Origin of the sequence: Bailinhaonella thermotolerans, assembly GCF_003594875.1 — a bacterium.
GTDB lineage: Bacteria > Actinomycetota > Actinomycetes > Streptosporangiales > Streptosporangiaceae > Bailinhaonella > Bailinhaonella thermotolerans.
Genome location: NZ_QZEY01000010.1, coordinates 57,552 through 76,545 on the forward strand (window position 1 = coordinate 57,552; position 18,994 = coordinate 76,545).

General features: G+C 72.4%; 19 protein-coding genes and 1 tRNA gene. 13 read left to right on the plus strand and 7 right to left on the minus strand.

Annotated elements, in window-relative coordinates; all coding sequences use genetic code 11:
* Positions 1-74 precede the first annotated feature (74 nt).
* Positions 75-230, plus strand: coding sequence for a hypothetical protein (locus D5H75_RS43420; RefSeq protein ID WP_242454470.1), 156 nt, complete (start codon positions 75-77; stop codon positions 228-230).
* Here the strand turns inward: D5H75_RS43420 and D5H75_RS43425 are convergent.
* The 3 genes from D5H75_RS43425 to D5H75_RS23915 all read right to left on the minus strand — a co-directional run bounded on the left by D5H75_RS43425 (position 227) and on the right by D5H75_RS23915 (position 4,423).
* Positions 227-1,531 carry an FxsB family cyclophane-forming radical SAM/SPASM peptide maturase gene (locus D5H75_RS43425; protein ID WP_119928763.1) on the minus strand — a complete coding sequence of 435 codons (1,305 nt, stop codon included), beginning with the start codon at positions 1,529-1,531 and terminating at the stop codon, positions 227-229. The two genes, D5H75_RS43420 and D5H75_RS43425, sit on opposite strands and share 4 nt — an antisense overlap.
* Positions 1,532-1,709: 178 nt before the next feature.
* The gene (locus D5H75_RS23910) at positions 1,710-2,492 is read right to left on the minus strand and encodes a formylglycine-generating enzyme family protein (protein WP_479688600.1); all 783 of its coding nucleotides are present in this window, start codon (positions 2,490-2,492) and stop codon (positions 1,710-1,712) included.
* A gap of 470 nt (positions 2,493-2,962) precedes the next feature.
* A complete protein-coding gene (locus tag D5H75_RS23915; protein ID WP_202638449.1) occupies positions 2,963-4,423 on the minus strand; it encodes an arylsulfatase in 1,461 nt (486 codons plus the stop codon).
* A 165-nt stretch (positions 4,424-4,588) separates the two neighbouring features.
* Here D5H75_RS23915 and D5H75_RS44255 point away from each other — a divergent pair, with 165 nt between their 5' ends.
* Both D5H75_RS44255 and tuf read left to right on the plus strand, forming a co-directional pair.
* On the plus strand, positions 4,589-4,714 hold the full coding sequence (locus D5H75_RS44255) for a hypothetical protein (RefSeq protein WP_277949969.1): 126 nt from the start codon (positions 4,589-4,591) through the stop codon (positions 4,712-4,714).
* Positions 4,715-4,804: 90 nt separating this feature from the next.
* A complete protein-coding gene (gene tuf, locus D5H75_RS23920) occupies positions 4,805-5,977 on the plus strand; it encodes an elongation factor Tu (RefSeq protein ID WP_119928766.1) in 1,173 nt (390 codons plus the stop codon).
* A gap of 98 nt (positions 5,978-6,075) precedes the next feature.
* On the opposite strand, the gene D5H75_RS23925 is transcribed toward tuf, so the two are convergent.
* Complete coding sequence (locus tag D5H75_RS23925; RefSeq protein WP_202638450.1) at positions 6,076-7,134, minus strand: N-acetylglucosamine kinase; 1,059 nt, start codon at positions 7,132-7,134, stop codon at positions 6,076-6,078.
* Positions 7,135-7,284: 150 nt separating this feature from the next.
* On the opposite strand from D5H75_RS23925, the gene D5H75_RS23930 reads away from it, so the two are divergent.
* From D5H75_RS23930 to D5H75_RS23960, 7 genes are all read left to right on the plus strand, one after another.
* A complete protein-coding gene (locus tag D5H75_RS23930) occupies positions 7,285-8,649 on the plus strand; it encodes an alanine/glycine:cation symporter family protein (RefSeq protein ID WP_119928768.1) in 1,365 nt (454 codons plus the stop codon).
* A gap of 172 nt (positions 8,650-8,821) precedes the next feature.
* Complete coding sequence (locus tag D5H75_RS23935) at positions 8,822-9,268, plus strand: CBS domain-containing protein (protein ID WP_119928769.1); 447 nt, start codon at positions 8,822-8,824, stop codon at positions 9,266-9,268.
* A complete protein-coding gene (locus D5H75_RS23940) occupies positions 9,265-10,557 on the plus strand; it encodes an ArsB/NhaD family transporter (RefSeq protein WP_119928770.1) in 1,293 nt (430 codons plus the stop codon). The genes D5H75_RS23935 and D5H75_RS23940 overlap by 4 nt, the downstream gene beginning before the upstream one ends.
* Positions 10,558-10,802: 245 nt before the next feature.
* On the plus strand, positions 10,803-12,158 hold the full coding sequence (locus tag D5H75_RS23945) for a TrkH family potassium uptake protein (protein ID WP_119928771.1): 1,356 nt from the start codon (positions 10,803-10,805) through the stop codon (positions 12,156-12,158).
* Entirely contained in the window at positions 12,151-12,813 is a 663-nt protein-coding gene (locus tag D5H75_RS23950) for a potassium channel family protein (protein ID WP_119928772.1), read from the plus strand. The genes D5H75_RS23945 and D5H75_RS23950 overlap by 8 nt, the downstream gene beginning before the upstream one ends.
* Before the next feature lie 61 nt (positions 12,814-12,874).
* Positions 12,875-12,950 (plus strand) — tRNA-Lys (locus D5H75_RS23955).
* Positions 12,951-13,126: 176 nt separating this feature from the next.
* Positions 13,127-13,237 (plus strand): helix-turn-helix domain-containing protein, encoded by a 111-nt coding sequence (locus tag D5H75_RS23960; RefSeq protein ID WP_119928773.1) that lies wholly within the window; start codon positions 13,127-13,129, stop codon positions 13,235-13,237.
* 173 nt (positions 13,238-13,410) lie between these two features.
* Here D5H75_RS23960 and D5H75_RS23965 read toward each other — a convergent pair whose 3' ends face one another.
* Entirely contained in the window at positions 13,411-13,989 is a 579-nt protein-coding gene (locus D5H75_RS23965; protein WP_119928774.1) for a TetR/AcrR family transcriptional regulator, read from the minus strand.
* A 187-nt stretch (positions 13,990-14,176) separates the two neighbouring features.
* On the opposite strand from D5H75_RS23965, the gene D5H75_RS23970 reads away from it, so the two are divergent.
* Positions 14,177-15,361, plus strand: coding sequence for a Cmx/CmrA family chloramphenicol efflux MFS transporter (locus D5H75_RS23970; protein ID WP_119928775.1), 1,185 nt, complete (start codon positions 14,177-14,179; stop codon positions 15,359-15,361).
* A 261-nt stretch (positions 15,362-15,622) separates the two neighbouring features.
* Positions 15,623-16,156 carry a DUF2165 family protein gene (locus D5H75_RS23975; protein ID WP_242454471.1) on the plus strand — a complete coding sequence of 178 codons (534 nt, stop codon included), beginning with the start codon at positions 15,623-15,625 and terminating at the stop codon, positions 16,154-16,156.
* Positions 16,157-16,449: 293 nt separating this feature from the next.
* Here the strand turns inward: D5H75_RS23975 and D5H75_RS23980 are convergent, their stop codons facing one another.
* Positions 16,450-16,836 carry a hypothetical protein gene (locus tag D5H75_RS23980; protein WP_119928777.1) on the minus strand — a complete coding sequence of 129 codons (387 nt, stop codon included), beginning with the start codon at positions 16,834-16,836 and terminating at the stop codon, positions 16,450-16,452.
* 336 nt (positions 16,837-17,172) lie between these two features.
* On the opposite strand from D5H75_RS23980, the gene D5H75_RS23990 reads away from it, so the two are divergent.
* Entirely contained in the window at positions 17,173-18,069 is an 897-nt protein-coding gene (locus D5H75_RS23990) for a Rossmann-fold NAD(P)-binding domain-containing protein (protein ID WP_119928779.1), read from the plus strand.
* A gap of 197 nt (positions 18,070-18,266) precedes the next feature.
* Here the strand turns inward: D5H75_RS23990 and D5H75_RS23995 are convergent, their stop codons facing one another.
* Positions 18,267-18,980 (minus strand): LysR family substrate-binding domain-containing protein, encoded by a 714-nt coding sequence (locus D5H75_RS23995; RefSeq protein WP_242454472.1) that lies wholly within the window; start codon positions 18,978-18,980, stop codon positions 18,267-18,269.
* Positions 18,981-18,994: the final 14 nt, after the last annotated feature.

The window sequence follows — 18,994 nt, forward strand, 5'->3', positions numbered from 1 at the left end:
GGGCCGTGCGGCGCGGCGGACGGGGCGGAGGTCAGGGAGGTGGCGGTGCGGTGGGCCCAGGCGGCGACGGACGGATGGCGCAGGACCGCCTCGACGGCGGCGGGCGCGTGGGACTGGACGTCGGACAGCAGGTCGTACGCCAGGGACGGCGGCGTGTGCGGGGGCGGGGTGGGGTGGAGGGCCAGGGCGCGCAGCAGGAGCAGGGTGCGGGTGAGCTCCAGGTCGGCTAGGAGCCGGATGGCCTCGGCTCCGCCGGCGCCGGTGGACAGGGCGGTGAAGACGTGGTCGGGGATGCGGCGTGTGGGGGGAATGAGGGCTCCCTTCCGAGCCGGGCGAGGTCGGCCTTGAGCGTGTCGCGGATGTGGGAGATCAGGCGGAAGAGGTCGCGGCAGTACGCGCTCGGGTTGGCGAAGCCGGAGCCGGGGCGGTACCGGTGCGCGTAGAGGCCGCCGCCGCAGACGTCGCGTACCGGGCAGGCCAGGCACTCCGCGGCGAGGGCGGCGCGGCCGATCTGGCGGGCGACGACGCCGGGCAGGCGCAGGGCGGCGTCGAACGGGTCGCGCGCCACGTGGAGACCGGTCCAGGGGGCGCCGGGGAAGGCGGACTTGAGCATGTCGGACTGCTCGATCGCGCCGTCGGTCTCCACGACCACGACGGCGACCGGGGACAGCCCCACGGACTCGGTCTGGGAGCGCGCGCCGAGGAGCAGGCCGAGGATCTCCCCGAAGAGGCGGACGTTCACCTCGCGGCGGCGGGAGCCGTACCACCGGTCGAAGATCGCGATGAGCCAGTCGCCGTACCCGTCCTCGGGCGGCGCGGCCCAGTTCGCGTGCGGCAGCAGGAAGTCCAGGCGCGGCGGGTCCCAGGCGAGCAGCGCCTCGTACGTCTCGACCGGGTCGTTGCGCACGTCCGCGACGCAGAGCAGCCCGCCGAACAGGTGGCGGTACGGCGGGGACGTGAGCAGCCGCAGCCCGGCGGCGACCTCGGCGTGGCTGCCGGCGCCGTCGCGGTGGCGGCGGTGGCGGTCGTGGGCGGCGGCTCCGCCGTCGAGGCTGACGCCGATCCGGACGCCGAGGCGGTCGAACAGGTCCAGGTAGTCCGGGGTCAGCGCGATCGCGTTGGTCTGGAGGTGGACGTTCACGGTCGCGGCGGGGCCGACGGCGGCGCGGGTGCGGGTGACCAGGCGCTCGATCAGCTCCGGCCCGGCGAGGAGGGGCTCGCCGCCGTGGAGCAGCAGGTCGGCGTACGGCAGGCGGTGGGCGTGCACGTGCTCGGCGATGCGCCCGGCGACCAGGTCCGCGATCCGGTCGGACATGCGGGCGGGACGGCCGCGCCAGCTCTGGTCGGCCATCTCGTACATGTAGCAGTAGTCGCAGGCCAGGTTGCAGCGGCCGTGCGTCTTGACGACGAACTCGCGGAAGGGCGTGGGGGTCCAGCCGGGGATCGCGTCGGGGTCGAGGGAGAGCGGCCACTCCGCGGCGGATGGGGCCTGCGCGTCCTTCGCGTCGATCGGTCCGGTATTCGCCGCCATAGTCGATCAGTCCCCGTAGGAGCCCGGTCGGTGCGCCGCAACATCGGAGCGCCAATCCCGCTCAATTGTGTCAGATCCACTATCCGACGAGGAGTATGCGAACGTCCTGAAATCAATCGCTTGCCGGAAATTTCCGGCTCACTGGCTCACTAACTCACTGACTCACTGGCTCACTGACTCACTGGCTCACCGTTCGGAATCCCATGTTGCCCGCGGTGCTGTCCGGGGTGTTCCGGCTCCTGGCCGCGACCCGGTAGCGGTTGCAGTAGGAGTCGTGGCACATGTAGGAGCCGCCGCGGATCACCCGCGCCCCGTCCCAGGCGGTCGCGCACCACTCCCACACGTTGCCGACCACGTTGAACAGCCCGAAGCCGTTCGGCCGGTAGGCGTCCACCGGCGCGGTCCCCCGGTACCCGTCCTCGCCGTCGTCCCGCACCGGGAAGCGCCCCTGCCAGATGTTGCACCGGTGCTCCCCGGCCGGCGTCAGCTCGTCGCCCCACGGATACCGGCGGCCCTCCAGCCCGCCCCGGGCGGCGTACTCCCACTCCTCCTCGGTGGGCAGCCGCGCCCCCGCCCAGGCGCAGAACGCGTTCGCGTCGCGCCAGGACACGTGGACCACGGGATGGTCCCACCGCCCGGCGAGGTCCGACCCCGCCCCCTCGGGCGCGCGCCAGCACGCCCCGGGCACGCCGCACCACCACGGGGTCCCGGCCGGGCGCGACGCCGTACGGCGTGCGGCGGCGGGCAGGAACCCGGCGAGGACGTACGACCAGCCGAACCGCTCGGCGTCCGTGACGTACCCGGTGGCCTCCGCGAACTCGGCGAACCTGGCGTTGGTGACGGCGTAGGCGTCGATCGCGAACGCCCGGACCCGCACGCTCCGGACCGGCCCCTCCCCGTCGCCGGGATTGGCGTCGGCGTCCTCGCTCCCCATGAGGAACCGGCCGCCGGGCAGCTCCACCCGGACCCGGTCCCACCCCGCCCGCCGTACGCCCCGGGCCGCGTCGCCCGCGCCCGGCGCGGGCGGCGCGTCCGTGCCTGATACGGCCTGAGCCGCCGGGGCGTCCGCGTCGGGTACGGCCTGAGCCCCCCGGGCGTCCGCGTCGGGTACGGCCTGAGCCACGGGCGCGTCGTCGGCGGGGCCGGGCCGTACGCCTCCTCCGGGGCCCGCGATCTCCGTCAGCGCGATGAGGGAGGGCGGCGGCTGCGCGGCGTCCCGGCCGGGCCCGCAGCAGGGCCCGTGATTCCCCGTCATCCCGCCCCTTCCCGGCGCCCCGCGCCACCCCTGCGCCCATGAGAACGCGGCATCCGCCAACGCGGCGCCACGGCGCGCGGCCAGCGTACTGCCGCCGCGAAGCCCCGCCTGCGGGACCCCGCCCGGACGGCGGAGGCCCCAGACGGGGCGGCCAGGCAGCACGCCTGGGCGGACGGTCAGGCGAGGGTGGGGACGGAGGTGGGGGCGGGGTCGGGGCGGAGGGACGGGAGGACGGGGTTCACCGGGCGGCCGGGGGCGAGATCGCCGTCCTGGACGAAGCCCTCGGGGCGACCGGCGAGTTCGGCGATCAGCCGGTCGCGCCAGGTCCTGGCGCGGTCGGGGGACTTCGCGGCGAGGTTGCGCAGCTCGCCGGGGTCGGTGCGGAGGTCGAAGAGGTGTTCCTTCCCGGTGCCGGACATCCAGACGTACTTCTCCTCGCCGTCGGTCAGCCACTGCAGGGACTGCCCGAGGAGGACGTGCTCGCCGTGGAGGTAGGGGCGCAGGCGGGTCTCGGGGTCGCGGGCGGCGGGCAGGGCGCTGCGGCCGTCGATGCCCTCCGGGGCGTCCAGGCCGGCGGCGTCGAGCAGGGTGGGCATGACGTCGCGGAGTTCGACCACCGCGTCACTGACCACGCCCGAAGGGACGCCGGGACCCGCGAGGAGGAACGGGACCCGGGCCGAGCCCTCGTACGGGTAGCCCTTGCGCCAGAGGCCGTGCTCGCCGAGCATCTCGCCGTGGTCGGAGACGAACGCGACCACGGTGTCGTCGCCGTGGCCGAACTCCGCCAGCGCCTCCAGGAAGCGGTTCACCTGGAGGTCGATGTGCGCCATGTGGCCGTAGTAGCCGGCCCGCGCGCGGTGCCAGGTGGCCGGGTCCACGCGGGCGGCGTACGCGTCGTGCCGCCAGTCCTCCCGCCACGGCTCGTAGTCGCCCGCCCAGTCGCCGATCGGCGGCTCGCCCGGCGGAGCCGCCAGGTACTGGTCGAACGCCCAGGCCGGCGGGTCGTACGGCGGATGCGGCCGGTGGTACGACAGGAACAGGAAGAACGGCGCGGTCGGGTCGCGCCGGTAGAGGAAGTCGATCGCGCGGCTCGTCGCCCACGAGGTGGGGTGCAGCGACTCCGCCTTGTCCCAGGGCCGGGCGACGTAGGAGTTGCAGTTCAGCCCGTGGTCCACGTAGTCGGCGTACGGCACGCCGCGCTCGGACAGCCAGGTCAGGTAGTCGTCGTACTCCCGGGGGTCCCGCGACCGGCGGCGCGCGAAGTGCAGGTATCCGTCGTGCAGCTCGATGTCGTCGAACCCGAGCCGCGCCCGCTCCGGGTAGACGTGCATCTTGCCGACGCATTTCGTCTGGTATCCGGCGTCCCGGAAGCTCCCCGCGAGGGTGGTCGGGTACTCCCACGGCACCCCGTCCTCGTACCCGACCCGCCCGTGGCCCGTCTGGGAGAGCCCCGTGTGCAGGGCCGCCCGGGCCGGGACGCAGGTGGGCGTGGCCGAGTACGCCCGGGAGAACCGCGTCCCCGACGCCGCCAGCGCGTCCAGGTGCGGCGTCCGCACCACCGGGTGCCCCTCCGCCGACAGGCAGTCCCCCCGCCACTGATCCACACAGATGAGCACCACGTTCGCCGGTTGACTCACCAGATCTCCCCTCAACCCACTCAATCCCGTCATAACGCTCATTCGGGCGATCTCACCCGCCCCCCGCATCCCACCGGAACTCCCGCCCCGCCGTCCACACCCCCCACGCGCCCGGCCACCAGGACCGGGGAGCCGGATGCGGGCGCGCGGTTTATTCGGTTGCGGATGGCAGCGGAGTACCGGAGCATGGGGTGCATGTTCCGGCACGCGATCTTCCTCACGCCCGCCAGCGCGGGCGCGATGGCGCGTGCCTCGGTTCTCTCCGGCTCCTTCGACGGCGCGGAGCGCTGACCCCTTCCCGGGCGTCCTGGTGACCCGGCGGGGAGGGGTTGTCCTCGCGCTCGGGTCACCGCTTTGGAAACCACACCGAAGGACCGGAACATGGCCAAGCAGGCCTACACGCGGACGAAGCCGCATCTGAACATCGGCACGATGGGGCACGTCGACCACGGCAAGACCACGCTCACCGCGGCGATCACGAAGGTGCTCAGCGAGCGGGGCGGGGCGAAGTACGTCCCGTTCGACCGGATCGACCGCGCGCCGGAGGAGACCGCGCGGGGCATCACGATCAACATCTCGCACGTGGAGTACGAGACGGCGAGCCGCCACTACGCCCACGTGGACATGCCGGGCCACGCCGACTACGTGAAGAACATGATCACGGGGGCGGCGCAGCTCGACGGGGCTATCCTCGTCGTGTCCGCGCAGGACGGGATCATGCCGCAGACGCGGGAGCACGTGCTGCTCGCGCGCCGGGTCGGGGTCGAGCACGTCGTCGTCGCGCTCAACAAGGCCGACGGCGCGGACCCCGAGCTGGCCGACCTGGTCGAGCTGGAGCTGCGGGAGCTGCTCGACGAGCACGGGTACGGCGACAGCCCGATCGTGCGCGTGTCCGGGCTGCGGGCGCTGGAGGGCGACCCGGCGTGGACCGAGGCGATCGAGTCGCTGCTCCGGGCCGTGGACGACCACATCCCGGTCCCGGTCCGCTACCTCGACGCCCCGTTCCTGCTGCCGGTGGAGAACTCCCTCACCGTCACCGGCCGAGGCACGGTGGTGACGGGCGTGATCGAGCGCGGCACGATCGCGGTCGGCGACCGCGTCGAGGCCGTGGGCCTGGGCGAGGGGTTCACCGCCGTGGTGACGGGCGTCGAGACGTTCGGCAAGACCATGGAGCGCGGCCAGGCCGGCGACAACGCCGCCCTGCTCCTGCGGGGGATCCGGCGCGAGCAGGTACGGCGGGGCATGGTCCTCGCCGCCCCGGGCACGCTCTCGGCGCACCGGCGCTTCACCGCCCGCCTCTACCTCCTCACGGAGTCGGAGGGCGGCCGGCACCGGCCGATCACGTCGGGCTACCGGCCCCAGCTCTACCTGCGGACCGCCGACGTCCCCGGCACGCTCACCCTCCGCGACACCGACCTCGCCCTCCCCGGCGACACGGTCGTCGCGGACATCGAGCTCGCCAAGCCCACCGCCGTCGACCACGACCTCGGCTTCGCCCTCCGCGAGGGCGGCCGCACGGTCGCCGCCGGCGTCATCCAGGAACTCCACACCTGACCCCGGGAGCCCCGGCCACCCCGGCCGGGGCTCCTGCCCGTCGCACGCCCCGAGACGACCGGCCCCCTCTTCGCCCGGAGCGAGGGGCGGCACGGGGCTCAGGAGGCGGCGTGATCCGCGGGGAAGAAGAGGCCGGAGCGGGTGATGCCCGGGGGAAGGGAGCCGAGGCGGGCCGCGGCGGCGAGGGTGGCGGCGCCTTCCGTCGAGGGGGACCTCGGGGGGAGCAGGACCGCGTGGCCGGAGACGGCGGCGGCGAAGGACTCGCGGAGGAGCGGGATCGCGGGGATCAGGTTGCCCGCGGTGGAGATCCGGCGGGGGGCGTCCGGCGGGAGGGCGGCGAGGGCGGTCTCGGCCAGATGCGCGCCGGCTCGGGTGAGGATGTCGCGGGCGACCAGGTCGCCGGACTCGGCCGCGGTCACCACGTCGGGCACGAAGGACGCGAGCAGCCCGGCGCGGTCGGGGCGCGTGTAGATCGCGGCGACCAGGTCCTTCGGCCCGCCGAACCGGGATTCGAGGGCCATGAGCAGGAGCGCCGAGCCGCCCGCCCGGCCGTCGCCCGCGCGCAGGGCGGCCTCCAGCCCGGCGCGGCCGATCCAGGCGCCGCCGCCCGCGTCGCCGAGGAGGTGCCCCCAGCCGTCCACGCGGTTCCAGGCCCCGCGCAGGTCGGTGCCGACCGCGACCGCGCCCGTGCCCGCGGCGACCACCGCCCCGCCGGACAGCCCGAGCGCGCCGACGTACGACGTGAGGGCGTCGCTCGCGAGCACCACCTCGTCCGCCCACGCCCGCAGCACGCCGGGGAGCGCTCGCCGGATCTCGCCGCCGAGCAGGATCGCGCCCGCGGAGCCCATCCCGATCGCGTCCACGCGAGTCAGCCCGGCCGCGTCCAGGAGTTCGGTCACGATCGCCCCGAGCACCTCTCCCAGGTGCGCCGCGTCCACGCCGCCGGCGGTCACCCGGTTGGGGATGTCCCGCGCCGCCCGCGCCACCGTCCGCGGCTCCCCGAGCGGGCCCGGGCCTGCCTCGGGCGGGCCCACCTCGCCCCCGCCCCCGCCGGGCTGCGCCGGGTCCGCGGGCGGCTCGCCGTACGTGAAACGGGTCAGGACGCCGCGAGCGCCGGTGCCGCCGACGTCGAGGCCGATGGTGGTGAGCATGGGCATGCGCCGCATCCTTCCACCGGCCGGGGACGGGCGGTCACGGGACCCGCACAGGTTGATGAAGAAGTGAGAACTGAGGCCTTCCGCTCCCTCCCGCGGAGGAAGACGATCGCAGTGGTCCGCGTGTTCGCGCCGTCCCGCTGAGGAGCCCGAATGCAGGCGTTACTCGACTCGATCTCCGGCTTCGTCTGGGGACCGTTCCTCCTGATCCCCCTGCTCCTGCTCACCGGCCTCTACCTCACGATCATGTTGAGGGGCCTCCAGTTCCACAAGCTCTTCCACGCGCTCTGGCTGGCGCTCGTACGGCGCAGCGAGCCCGGCGGCGAGGGCGACATCTCCCACTATCAGGCGCTTTCCACCGCCCTGGCCGCGACCGTCGGCGTGGGCAACATCGCCGGCGTCGCGACCGCGATCCACCTCGGCGGCCCCGGCGCGCTCTTCTGGATGTGGGTCACCGGCCTGCTCGGCATGGCGACCAAGTACGCCGAGGCGTTCCTCGGCGTGCGCTTCCGCCGCCCGGACGCCAAGGGCGAGCAGAGCGGCGGCCCGATGTTCTACCTGACGTACGGCGTGGGCGGCCGCCTCGGGTCCGTCCTCGGCGTCCTGTTCGCCGTCTTCGGCGCGATCGCCGCGTTCGGGATCGGCAACATGGTGCAGTCCAACAGCGTCGCCGACGCGGTCCACGACCAGTGGAGCGTCCCCATGTGGGCCACCGGCGCGGTCATCACGGTCCTGTCGGCGATCGTGATCCTCGGCGGCATCAAGAGCATCGGCACCTTCACCAGCGCCTTCGTGCCCGTGATGATCATCTTTTACATCCTGGCCGGGCTCTGGATCATCGCGGTCAACGTCGCCGAGCTGCCCGCCGCGCTCGGCCTGATCTTCACCGACGCGTTCACCGGCACCGCCGCCACCGGCGGGTTCGCCGGCGCGAGCGTGCTGCTGGCCATCCGGTACGGCGTCGCCCGCGGCATCTTCTCCAACGAGTCGGGCCTCGGCACCGGCGGCATCGCGGCCGCCGCCGCCAAGACCAACGAGCCGGTGCGGCAGGCCCTGGTCTCCATGACCCAGACGTTCATCGACACGCTGGTCGTCGTCAGCATGACCGGCCTGGCGATCATCGTGACCGGCGCGTGGACCAGCGGCAAGGACGGCGCGCCCCTCACGATCCAGGCGTTCAGCGACGGCCTGCCCGGGCAGTGGGGCGGCATCGTCGTCACCATCGGCCTGGTCCTGTTCGCGTACTCCACCCTGCTCGGCTGGGCCTACTACGGCGAACGCTGCATGGACCGCCTCTTCGGCCGCGTGGCGGTGACGCCGTACCGGCTGCTGTTCATCGCGCTGATCTTCGTCGGCACGGTGGCGGAGCTGCGGACCGTCTGGACGTTCTCCGACATCATGAACGGCCTGATGGCCCTGCCCAACCTCATCGGCCTGATCCTGCTGTCGGGCCTCGTGGTCCGCGAGACCCGGGAGTACTTCAGCCGCCCCGACTGGGAGAAGATCTCCACCTCCTGACCCGGTGGGAAACGGCGGACGGCGGGCCCCGCGCCCGCCGTTCCCCGTCCCGGGAATGACGGGTTAATGGTGATCGACTACTTCTGGTGACGGATGGTAGGTTCGAGGCAGGTGCGCCGGGAAGTCTGGTCGGCAGTTCTCATGTGATCCCCGTGACTGAGGAGCCGACCTGGTGCGCGCGCGTGATCTCGCTGCCGACTTCCCGACCATCGCCCTGGGCACGTCCGCGATGGACGCCGCCCGGCTGCTCGCCGAGCACCGCCTGCCCGGGCTGATCGTCGTCGACGACCGGGGAGCGCCCCGCACCATCCTGCCCGGCACCCAGGTGCTGCGGCTGGCCGTGCCCGGGTACGCCCAGGAGGACCCGGCCCTGGCGCGCGTCGTGGACGAGGCGCACGCCGACGAGTTCGCGCGCACGCTCAACGGCAGGACCGTGCGCGAGTGCCTGCCGGAGCAGCCGCGCGAGCTGCCGGTGGCCGCGCCCGACGACACGGTCCTGGAGATCGCCGCCATGATGGCGCGCTGCCGCAGCCCGCTGGTCGCGGTGGTGGACGACGACGGGCGCATGATCGGCGCCGTCACCCTCCAGGCCCTGCTCAACGCGGTGCTGCCGGCATGAGCGTCACCGCCTGGCTCGCCGTCGTCGCGTTCCTCGGCGCGTACGCGCTGATCGCCACCGAGCGGATCCACCGCGTCATGGCCGCGCTCGGCGGCGCGGGGATCATGCTGCTGATCCACGCCACCGACGCGAAGGCCGCGTTCTTCTCCGAGCACTCCGGCATCGACTGGAACGTCGTCTTCCTGCTGCTCGGCATGATGGTCATCGTCGGCGTGCTCAAGCAGACGGGCGTGTTCGAGTACCTCGCCATCTGGGCGGCCAAGCGCGCCCGCGGCAGGCCGTTCCGGCTGATGGCGCTGCTGATCGTCATCACCGCACTGGCGTCGGCGCTGCTCGACAACGTCACGACCGTGCTGCTGATCGCCCCGGTGACGTTCCTGGTCTGCGAACGGCTGGCGCTGCCGGTCGCGCCGTTCCTGATCGCCGAGGCGATGGCCTCCAACATCGGCGGCACGGCCACCCTGGTCGGCGACCCGCCCAACATCATCATCGCCAGCCGCGGCGGGCTGTCCTTCAACGACTTCCTCGTCCACCTGGCGCCGCTCGTCGTCGTCCTCCTGGTCGTCTTCATCGGCCTGTGCCGGATCATGTTCCGGAAGTCGTTCGTGTACGACCCGGAGCGCGCGGCCGAGATCATGCGGCTCCAGGAGCGCGAGGCCATCGGCGACCGCCGCCTGCTCTGGCAGAGCCTGACCGTGCTCGTGATCGTGATGGCCGCGTTCGTGCTGCACCCGGTGCTGCACTACGAGCCCTCGATCGTGGCCGTCCTCGGCGCGGGCGTGCTGGTCGCGGCCACCCGCGTCACCACCCAGGAGGCGCTTGAGGAGGTCGAGTGGGAGACGCTCGTCTTCTTCGCCGGCCTGTTCGTCATGGTCGGCGCGCTGGTCGAGACCGGCGTGATCGGCCAGATCTCCCAGGCCGCCGTCCAGGCCACCGAGGGCCGGCTCGGCGTCGCGACGATGCTGCTGCTGTGGGCCTCGGCGGGGCTGTCGGCGATCGTGGACAACATCCCGTACGTCGCCACGATGAGCCCCATCGTCGCCGAGCTCGTCAGCGCCAACGGCGGCAACGACCACGCGCAGGTGCTCTGGTGGGCGCTGGCGCTCGGCGCCGACCTGGGCGGGAACGCCACCGCCGTCGGCGCGGCGGCGAACGTGGTCGTCCTCGGCATCGCCGCCCGGAACCGCGCCCCCATCAGCTTCTGGGAGTTCACCAAGTACGGCCTCATCGTGACCCTGGTGACGATCACCGTGGCCACGCCGTACCTCTGGCTGCGCTACCTGACGTAATCCCGCGGTTCCCGGGTGCGGGAAAAGCGGGTCGCGCGGTGGCCAGGGCTGACTATGGTTTATCGCGTGATCAACCCCGACATAAACGGCACGTCACGTAACCGGCCCGCGCCCCGGCGGCCCGCGAGCCCCGGCGGGGGCCGTACGCGCGCCGTTGCCAGCCTCGACGGGAGCCGTACGCGGGCTGTCGCGGGCAGCGGGAGCCGTACGCCCGTCGTGAGCCGCGGCGGGAGCCGTACACGATCATGAGACGTCCGTGGGGGCGGGCCCTGCTCGATCGGTTCCAGCACCCGGCCCAGGTCATCGTGAGCGGTTTCGGGTCCGCGATCCTCGCCGGCACCGGGCTGCTCGCCTCGCCGATGGCGACCTCGTCCGGGGAGCCCGCGGAATTCCTGGTCGCGCTGTTCACCGCCACCTCCGCGGTGTGCCTGACCGGGCTGGTGCTCGTCGACACCGCAGATCACTGGTCGTTGTTCGGCGAACTGGTGATCATGGCGCTGATGCAGGTCGGCGGGCTCGGGATCATGACGCTGGCCACCTTGTTCACCGTGCTGCTGGCCGGGCGGCTGGGCCTGCGCGCCCGCCTGTTCGTGCAGGCCGAGACGAAGACGCCGCGCGCCGCCGACCTGCGGCGCGTCGTGCGCAACGTCGTGCTGTTCAGCCTGGCCGCCGAGCTCGTCCTCGCCGTGATCCTCGCCGCCCGCTTCGCCCTGGCGTACGGCGAGGCGCCCGGCCGCGCGGCGTACCTGGGGATCTTCCACTCGATCTCGTCGTTCAACAACGCGGGCTTCGCGCTCTGGCCGGACAGCGTGATCCGGTTCGCGACCGACCCCTGGATCATCCTGACGCTCACCGCCGGTGTGATCCTGGGCGGGATCGGCTTCCCCGTCGTGTTCGAGCTGGCGCGGTCCTGGCGCCGCCCCCGCACCTGGTCCGTCCTCACGCGGATCACGCTCACCGTGTCCGCCGTGCTGCTGACCCTGGGCACGATGATCTTCCTGGCGACCGAGTGGACCAACCCGCGCACGCTGGGCGGGATGGACGACCCGGGGAAGTTCCTGACGTCCTTCTTCCTGTCCGCGATGACCCGCTCCGGCGGGTTCAACAGCGTGAACATGGACGAGCTGCGCCCCTCCAGCCTGCTCCTGTGCGAGCTGCTGATGTTCATCGGCGGCGGCAGCGCGGGCACGGCGGGCGGGATCAAGGTGACGACGTTCGGCGTGCTCCTGTTCATGGTCTGGTCGGAGCTGCGCGGCGAGCCCCGGGTCAACGCCTGGCACCGCCGCCTGCCCTCCCCCACCCAGCGGCAGGCCGTCACGATCACGCTGATGAGCATCGTGCTGATCGCATTCTCGACATACCTGCTACTGGTCCTGACTCCCCATAATCTGGACTTCGTGCTGTTCGAAGCCGTCTCGGCCGCGACCACCAACGGAATGTCCACCGGCATCACCCCCGAGTCCACGGTGGCCGGCCAGATCCTGCTCATCCTGCTCATGTTCGTGGGCAGGACGGGCCCCCTCACCCTGGGCAGCGCCCTCGCCCTGCGCGAGCGCACCCGCCGCTACGAACTCCCCGAGGAGCGGGTCATCGTTGGCTGACAAGAAGAACGATCCGGTCGTCGTCATCGGCCTGGGCCGCTTCGGCTCCTCCCTGGCCCTCGAACTGGTACGGCGGGGCACCGAGGTCCTCGCCATCGACAACGGCCGCAAGACCGTCCGGGCCCTCAGCGGCCACATCACCCAGATCGCCGAGGCCGACAGCACCGACATCGAGGCGCTGCGCCAGCTCGGCGTCCAGGACTTCTACCGCGCGGTGGTGGCGATCGGCACCAACATGGAGGCCAGCATCCTCACCACCTCACTCCTGGTGGAGCTGGGCATAGAGAACATCTGGGCCAAGGCGATCAGCAAGCAGCACGGCCAGATCCTGTCCCGCATCGGCGCCCACCACATCGTCTTCCCCGAGCACGACATGGGCGAGCGGGTGGCCCACCTGGTCAGCGGCCGGATGCTCGACTTCCTGCAGGTGGACGACAACTTCGCGCTGGCCAAGACCCACCCGCCGCGCGAGTTCGTGGGCATGCCCCTGGGCGAGTCCGCGCTGCGCCGCAAGTTCGGCGTGACGGTGGTCGCCGTCAAGTCCCCCGGCGGCGAGTTCACGTACGCGGCCGCCGACACCGTCCTCACGTACGGCGACATCATCGTCATCTCCGGCCACACCGACCAGGTAGAACGCTTCGCCGACCAGCCCTGACCCCCCAACAGCAGTCACGCCCGCCCCAACCTCCCACTATCCTCGATACGCTGTCACCAGCGGGGCGTTAGCTCAATTGGCAGAGCTGTGGACTTTTAATCCATAGGTTCCGGGTTCGAGTCCCGGGCGCCCTACCAACGATCATGCCCTGACCTGCGGCTTCTTCGAGTTGCGAGCCTTTGCGGAATGAGGTTCGAGCCTTCGCGTGCTCGATGCGCGCTCGCGGGCACATGATCTCGCTCTTTCGGCATCGCCCAGGCGCTAGACGGATCCGCCGGCGGCGGGGGGCGGTTGTTCGTGAGCGTCGCTGTTCATGAGTGTCGCGACCGCGAAGGCCCACATCTCGCGCATTCTCGACAAGCTCGACCTCAACAGCCGCAGCCAGATCGCCCTGCTCGCCCACGGCGCCGGCCTGGCCGGCTGAACCCCGCCCCGGCGGCACCTTCCGCCACAGGCGCGCAACCTCGCGCCCCCGGTCGCCGCGATGCTCCGCGGTCCCCGGAGCAGGGCCGACCGGACCGCGCCGCGTGGCCGGGTGCGCGATGCGGGTCCGGGGCGCGCGGACGGCGCGGGCGGCCGCCCCGCGGCGGGTGGCGGTCAGAGGGAGGAGATGACGCTCTCCGCGACGCCGAGCAGGGCGGTTCTGTCCTTCTGGATGCGGGCCAGCACGCGCAGGCCGTAGTACGTGCTGAGGAACTGGCGGGCGAGGGTCTCGGCGGTGCGCTCCCCCGAGATCTCGCCGGAGTCCTGCCCCCGCGCGATGGTCTCGGTCAGCGCCCGTTCCACCGTGCTGAAGTGCCGGCGGACCTCCTCACGGACGGCGTCGTCGGAGTCGGCCCTCTCGACGGAGGCGTTGATGGAGAAGCATCCGGAGGCGTCGGGGCCGGCCAGATCGGCGTCGAGGGCTTGGACGATCAGGTCCCGCAACCGGTCCTTGACCGCGCCGGGCCGCTCGAGGAGCGCGATCTGCTCGGCGGTGTAGGTCTCGTAGTAGCGGCGCAGGGCCCGCAGGTACAGCTCGCGCTTGTCGCCGAAGACGTTGTACAGGCTCGACTGGCCGAGGCCGGTCGAGGCGGACAGGTCCCGGGTCGAGGTGGCCTCGTACCCCCGCCGCCAGAAGGTCTCCATGGCGGCGGTGACGACGCTCGTCTCGTCGAACTTCCTGGGCCTGGCCATGCCCGCATCCTACGGGTTTTGGAGCGATCGCACAAAAATTCGGGTACGGATCATCGTGCCACCTCGCCGGGGGACGGGGGGAGGCCGGACCCGTTTTGGAGCAACTGCTCTTAAATGTGCTAGCGTCGCCCTTCCGCTCGTGACCGGACGCGACGCCGGTCAGCATCCCCGCGTTTGGAGGCGCTCCATGCCCCTTGCCGTCTACATCCTCGGCTTGGGAATCTTCACCCAAGGCACATCGGAGTTCATGCTCTCCGGCCTGCTCCCCAACCTGGCCGACGACCTGGGCGTCTCCATCTCCGACGCCGGGCTGCTGATCTCGGCGTTCGCCATCGGCATGGTCGTCGGGGCGCCGCTCCTGGCGTTCGCCACGCTCACCTGGCCCCGCCGTACGGCCCTGGTCGCGCTGCAGGCCGTCTTCATCGCCGCGCACATCGCCGGCGCCCTCGCCCCGGGCTACGGGTTCCTGTTCGCCACGCGGGTCGTCAGCGCTCTGGCCTACGCGGGCTTCTGGGGCGTCGCCGTGGCCACCGCCGTCACCCTCGTCCCGGCGAACGCCAAGGGCAAGGCGGTGGCGGTCGTCGCCAGCGGACTCACCCTCGCCACCATCATCGGCGTCCCCGCGGGCACGGTGCTCAGCCAGTTCGCCGGATGGCGCGCCGCCTTCTGGGGCGTGGCCGTGCTCACCCTGATCAGCCTCGCCTGCTCGGTGTTCGCCGTCCCGGGCGGCCGGGGGCCGGCGGAGGAGACGCGCACGGCCCGCGCCGAGCTACGGGCGATGGCCCGGCCGCAGCTCTGGCTCTCGTACGCGGTGACCGCGTTCTCCTTCGGCGCCGTCATCGTCACCTTCAGCTACCTCGCCGCCCTGCTCACCGACGTCACCGGGCTGACCGAGGGCTGGGTGCCCGTACTGCTGGCACTGTTCGGCGTCGGCGGCCTGCTCGGCATGGTCATCGGCGGCCGGACCGCGGAGGCGTTCCCGATCCGCACGCTCGCGCTCGGCACCGGCGTCCTCGCCGCGGCCTCCGCGCTGCTCGCCGTACTGGCGGAGAACACCGTCGTCACCGTGGCCCTGATCTTCGTCCTCGGGATGGCCGGGTACGTCACCAACCCGATCCTGCAGTCCCGGGTCTTCGTCGTCGCGCCCGGCGCGCCGACCTTGGTCGGGGCCACCAACACCGCGGCCTTCAACGTCGGCAACACGCTCGCGCCGGCCCTCGGCGGCCTGGCCATCGACGCCGGCTTCGGCCTCGCCTCGGTGGCCTGGGTGGGCGCCGCGCTCGCCGCCGCCGGCCTCCTCGGCACCCTGTGGGCGGGACGCCTCCAGTACGGCACCCGCCCGGCTCACCTTGTGGGGGTACGTATGCGATGAGGGTCCGGTCTTCGCGCCTGTTGTGCGGCCTTAGCGGTGAATGTTGAGGACTGTCCACTATGTGGGGATTCGGGTAGAATGCGGTCGCTCCACCTCAGGCTGAGGGGCCCGCGACGTCACCGCCAGTGACGGAGCCAGTGGAGCGGCCTGGCGAGTTCCTCCACGCCGGGCGAGCGGGCCCCGTGGATCTTTCCCCCTTTTTCCGGACACCTCCCCTGGGCCCGTGTGCTCATCCGACCAGAGATGTCAAAGGAAAGACCCGTGGCCCGCTTCGACACCATCTCCGCCCTCCGCATCACGAAGGCGCTGCTCACCGCCACCGTCGGCGGCTTCGCGCTGCTCGTCGTGTTCGGCAACCTCACCGACTACGGCACGAACTTCGAGTTCGTCCGGCACGTGCTGGCCATGGACGCGCAGAAGCCCGAGCTCGCCGCGGTCAGCCAGATCAACTACCGCGCCATCCCGTGGACGTGGGCGCACCACGTCGCCTACATCGGCGTCATCCTCACCGAGGCGGCCATCATGGTGACCTGTCTCGTGTCGGCCTGGCAGCAGCTCAGGGCCGTCGGCCGCGACGACGCCGCCTTCCATCAGGCCAAGCGATGGGGCGTCATCGGCTGCACGCTCGGCCTGCTGCTGTGGTTCTTCGGCTTTCAGGCCATCGGCGGCGAGTGGTTCGGCATGTGGATGAACGGCACCTGGAACGGCATCCCCGACGCGGTACGGCTGTGCACGTACATCGGGATCGTGCTCGTCTTCCTCAGCCTCCGCAACGACACCCGCGAGTCCGCCTGAGCGAAGCGGCGGGACACCCATCCCGTCATCGACCACCGAGTCCGCGTGCGGGCTCCGCGAACGGCCGGCGCCGGAGACCCCCTCACGGCCGCCGGCCGTTCCCATTCCGGCCGAGAGAGACAGGGCGGCTCCCTCACCAGGGGCGTCCGTGAGTGGCCCGGTGCGACCTCAGGACCGCACCGGGATCGATCACGTGAGGGTGAAGACGGTTCCGACGGACCGCTCGGCGAGCGGGGCGGCCACGCGCTCAGGGCGCGCGGACCGGGGTGCCGCGCCCGAGCGCGGCCGGGCCGTCAGTCGCAGTAGACGTCGTTGTAGGCCGTCTTGGGGCCGTTGCCGACCTGGCCCATGAAGCTGACGCACTTGCCACGGGCATAGACGCTGGCGGGGCCCGCGTAGTACGAGAACATACCCGTGTCGGAGTCGCTGCCGCCGCCGGTGGCGTCGATCCACACGCCGATGAACTGCTTGACGCCCGGCTTGTTGGTGTACGTGGCCGCGCAGTTCTTGCCGGTCGAGGAGTTCCAGTAGACCGCGATGTACCCGCCGCTGATCGGCCAGTTGCCCAGGTGGGTGCCCGAGCAGGGACCCGCCGCCGCGGCCGGGGCGGACATGGTGGTGGTGAGGAGTCCGGCGCCGAGGACCAGAGATCCGGCGAGGGAGAGAAGCTTACGCTTCATGGCAAACCTCCTTGATCATTAATAAACGATCAAGGACTATACAGTCATAACGATCTTGTATCCGGCGTATCCGCCCTTTCCCGGCTTCTCCCCCAGCAGCTCGCCGGCGCCACCCAAGCGGTACGCGGGCCGGCGGGGGGGCTCGCCCACTGGGGCGCACTCGACCGGAGGGGTGTACGGCGACGCGCGGTAGGCGGCGTCGCTCTCGCGCTCGGCGCACATCCACACCGCTGACGACCTTCGAGCCGCCACTCTTCGTCGGCGCCGGTGGGCGTGGGGGCCGTGGGGGACAATCGTGGACAGGATGTGGCCGCATCTGCTCCTATCGTCGGGGGTATGGAGATCGCTGTCACCGCACCGTCCGGCAATGTCGGGCGTTTCCTGGTCGGGCACCTGGTTCGGGCCGGGGTACGGCCCCGGCTGCTGAGCCGCCATCCCGAGCGCGCCCGCGGCCTCTGGGGGGATCTTGTGGACGCCCGCGAGGTCGATCTGCGCGACCCCTGGGCCGTGATCGAGGCGACGCGCGAACTCGACGCGTTGTACCTGGTCGTACCACCCGGGGAAGGCGACGACCCGGTCGCGGGGTACGCCGAGGTCGGCGAGATCGTGGCCGGCGCGGTCGCGCTGAACCGCGTCAGCCGTACCGTCCTGCAGAGCAGCGTGGGCGCGGAACTGCGCCGGGGCGCCGGGGAGATCGACGGCCTGGCCCGGGTCGAGGAGACGCTGGACCGCCTCGTCGCCGACGACCCGTCCCTCTCGGTCGCCCACCTGCGGGCGGGCTACTTCTTCAGCAACCTCAGGTACGAGCTGGACGCCATCCGCGCGGGCTCCGTGGGCGTGCTCCGGGACACCGACGAGCGGTTCCCCTGGGTCGCCCCGGCCGACATCGCGTCGGTGGCCGCCTCCCTGCTGCTGCGTCCGGACTGGTCGGGCCGCCGCGTGCAGGGCGTGCACGGGCCGCGCGACCTGTCCTGGGACGACGTCATGGCCGTGGTCTCGGAGGTCACCGGCCACCAGGTCAAGGCCCACCGCGTCCCCGACGACGACATGCGCGCCGCCCTGGAGGGCGCCGGCCTGCCCCCGGCCCGGGTCGAGGCCATCATGGGCATGTCTACGGGCCTGCGCGCCCCCTTCGTCCCCGAGCAGCCGCGAACCCCCGCCACCACCACCGACACCTCCCTGGAGTCCTGGGCCCGCACCGACCTCCGCCCCGCGCTCCGTCCCGGCGCCTGACGCCCCCCGCGCGGCGGGTTCGGCCGCCTGTGCGGGGAGGCGCCGGGCGATGCCGGAGGTGGCGGGCGGGGGTGGCGGGCGCCGGGGGCGGCGCGGAAGGCGAAGCCGCCCTCTCCGGGTGCGGCCCGTGTGCCCTTGTGAGCCGGTCGCGAACGCGCTTGCGGTGCGACCAGGCGAGCGGCTGAAGCGGCGCCGGCTCAGCGGGGGCGGCGGCCCTTTCTGGCTCGGGGGGTCTGCGCGCTCCGGCGGGCCGATCCCCCCGGGGCGGGGGTGCGGGGTTGCTTGCGTGTCTTCTCGGTCTTCGGGGCGGGAGCGCGGCCCCGGGAGCTGTTGGGCGTGCGGCCGCGGACGATGCCGATGAAGTCCTCCACCTGGTCGGTCGTCGCCTCCGCGGGCCAGGCCAGGGCCACCTGCGACTGGGGCGTGTCCGTGACGGGGCGGTAGGTCAGGTCCTTGCGGTGGTACAGGCGCGCCAGGGACTGGGGCACCAGCAGCAGGCCGGCCCCCGCCGCCACCAGCTCGATCGCCTCCGCCGTCGTCTCCGGGCGGGTGAAGGCGGGCAGACCCGGCAGGGTCGTCCACCGGAGGGTGTCGTCCATCGGGTGGAGCACCTCGTCGGCGGCGAGATCGGCGACGGTCACCTCGTCGGCGGCGGTCACCAGGTGGTCCTTCGGGACCACGACCACGGTGGTCTCGACGTACAGGGGGATCACGCTGAGCCCCTCGCGGTCCACGGGCAACCGCACGAGCCCGGCGTCGGCGCCGCCGCCGCGCAGGCACTCCACCGCCTCCGCGGCGGGGACGGGGACCAGGGTGAGCGGCACGCCGGGCACGCGCTCGGCCCAGACGCGGGCCCACTTGGCCGGCGTCACCCCGGGGACGTACGCCACCCGGAACTCCCTGTCTGTCACCTCCACAGCGTACC

Bases quoted from the DNA above. Each gene is read 5' to 3' on its own strand.
- D5H75_RS44255 (WP_277949969.1), top strand. From the start codon at position 4,589: ATGGCAGCGGAGTACCGGAGCATGGGGTGCATGTTCCGGCACGCGATC.
- D5H75_RS23945 (WP_119928771.1), top strand. From the start codon at position 10,803: ATGAGACGTCCGTGGGGGCGGGCCCTGCTCGATCGGTTCCAGCACCCG.
- D5H75_RS23930 (WP_119928768.1), top strand. From the start codon at position 7,285: ATGCAGGCGTTACTCGACTCGATCTCCGGCTTCGTCTGGGGACCGTTC.
- D5H75_RS23990 (WP_119928779.1), top strand. From the start codon at position 17,173: ATGGAGATCGCTGTCACCGCACCGTCCGGCAATGTCGGGCGTTTCCTG.
- D5H75_RS23940 (WP_119928770.1), top strand. From the start codon at position 9,265: ATGAGCGTCACCGCCTGGCTCGCCGTCGTCGCGTTCCTCGGCGCGTAC.
- tuf (WP_119928766.1), top strand. From the start codon at position 4,805: ATGGCCAAGCAGGCCTACACGCGGACGAAGCCGCATCTGAACATCGGC.
- D5H75_RS23960 (WP_119928773.1), top strand. From the start codon at position 13,127: ATGAGTGTCGCGACCGCGAAGGCCCACATCTCGCGCATTCTCGACAAG.
- D5H75_RS43420 (WP_242454470.1), top strand. From the start codon at position 75: ATGGCGCAGGACCGCCTCGACGGCGGCGGGCGCGTGGGACTGGACGTC.
- D5H75_RS23980 (WP_119928777.1), bottom strand. From the start codon at position 16,836: ATGAAGCGTAAGCTTCTCTCCCTCGCCGGATCTCTGGTCCTCGGCGCC.
- D5H75_RS23925 (WP_202638450.1), bottom strand. From the start codon at position 7,134: ATGCCCATGCTCACCACCATCGGCCTCGACGTCGGCGGCACCGGCGCT.
- D5H75_RS23965 (WP_119928774.1), bottom strand. From the start codon at position 13,989: ATGGCCAGGCCCAGGAAGTTCGACGAGACGAGCGTCGTCACCGCCGCC.
- D5H75_RS23970 (WP_119928775.1), top strand. From the start codon at position 14,177: ATGCCCCTTGCCGTCTACATCCTCGGCTTGGGAATCTTCACCCAAGGC.
- D5H75_RS43425 (WP_119928763.1), bottom strand. From the start codon at position 1,531: ATGGCGGCGAATACCGGACCGATCGACGCGAAGGACGCGCAGGCCCCA.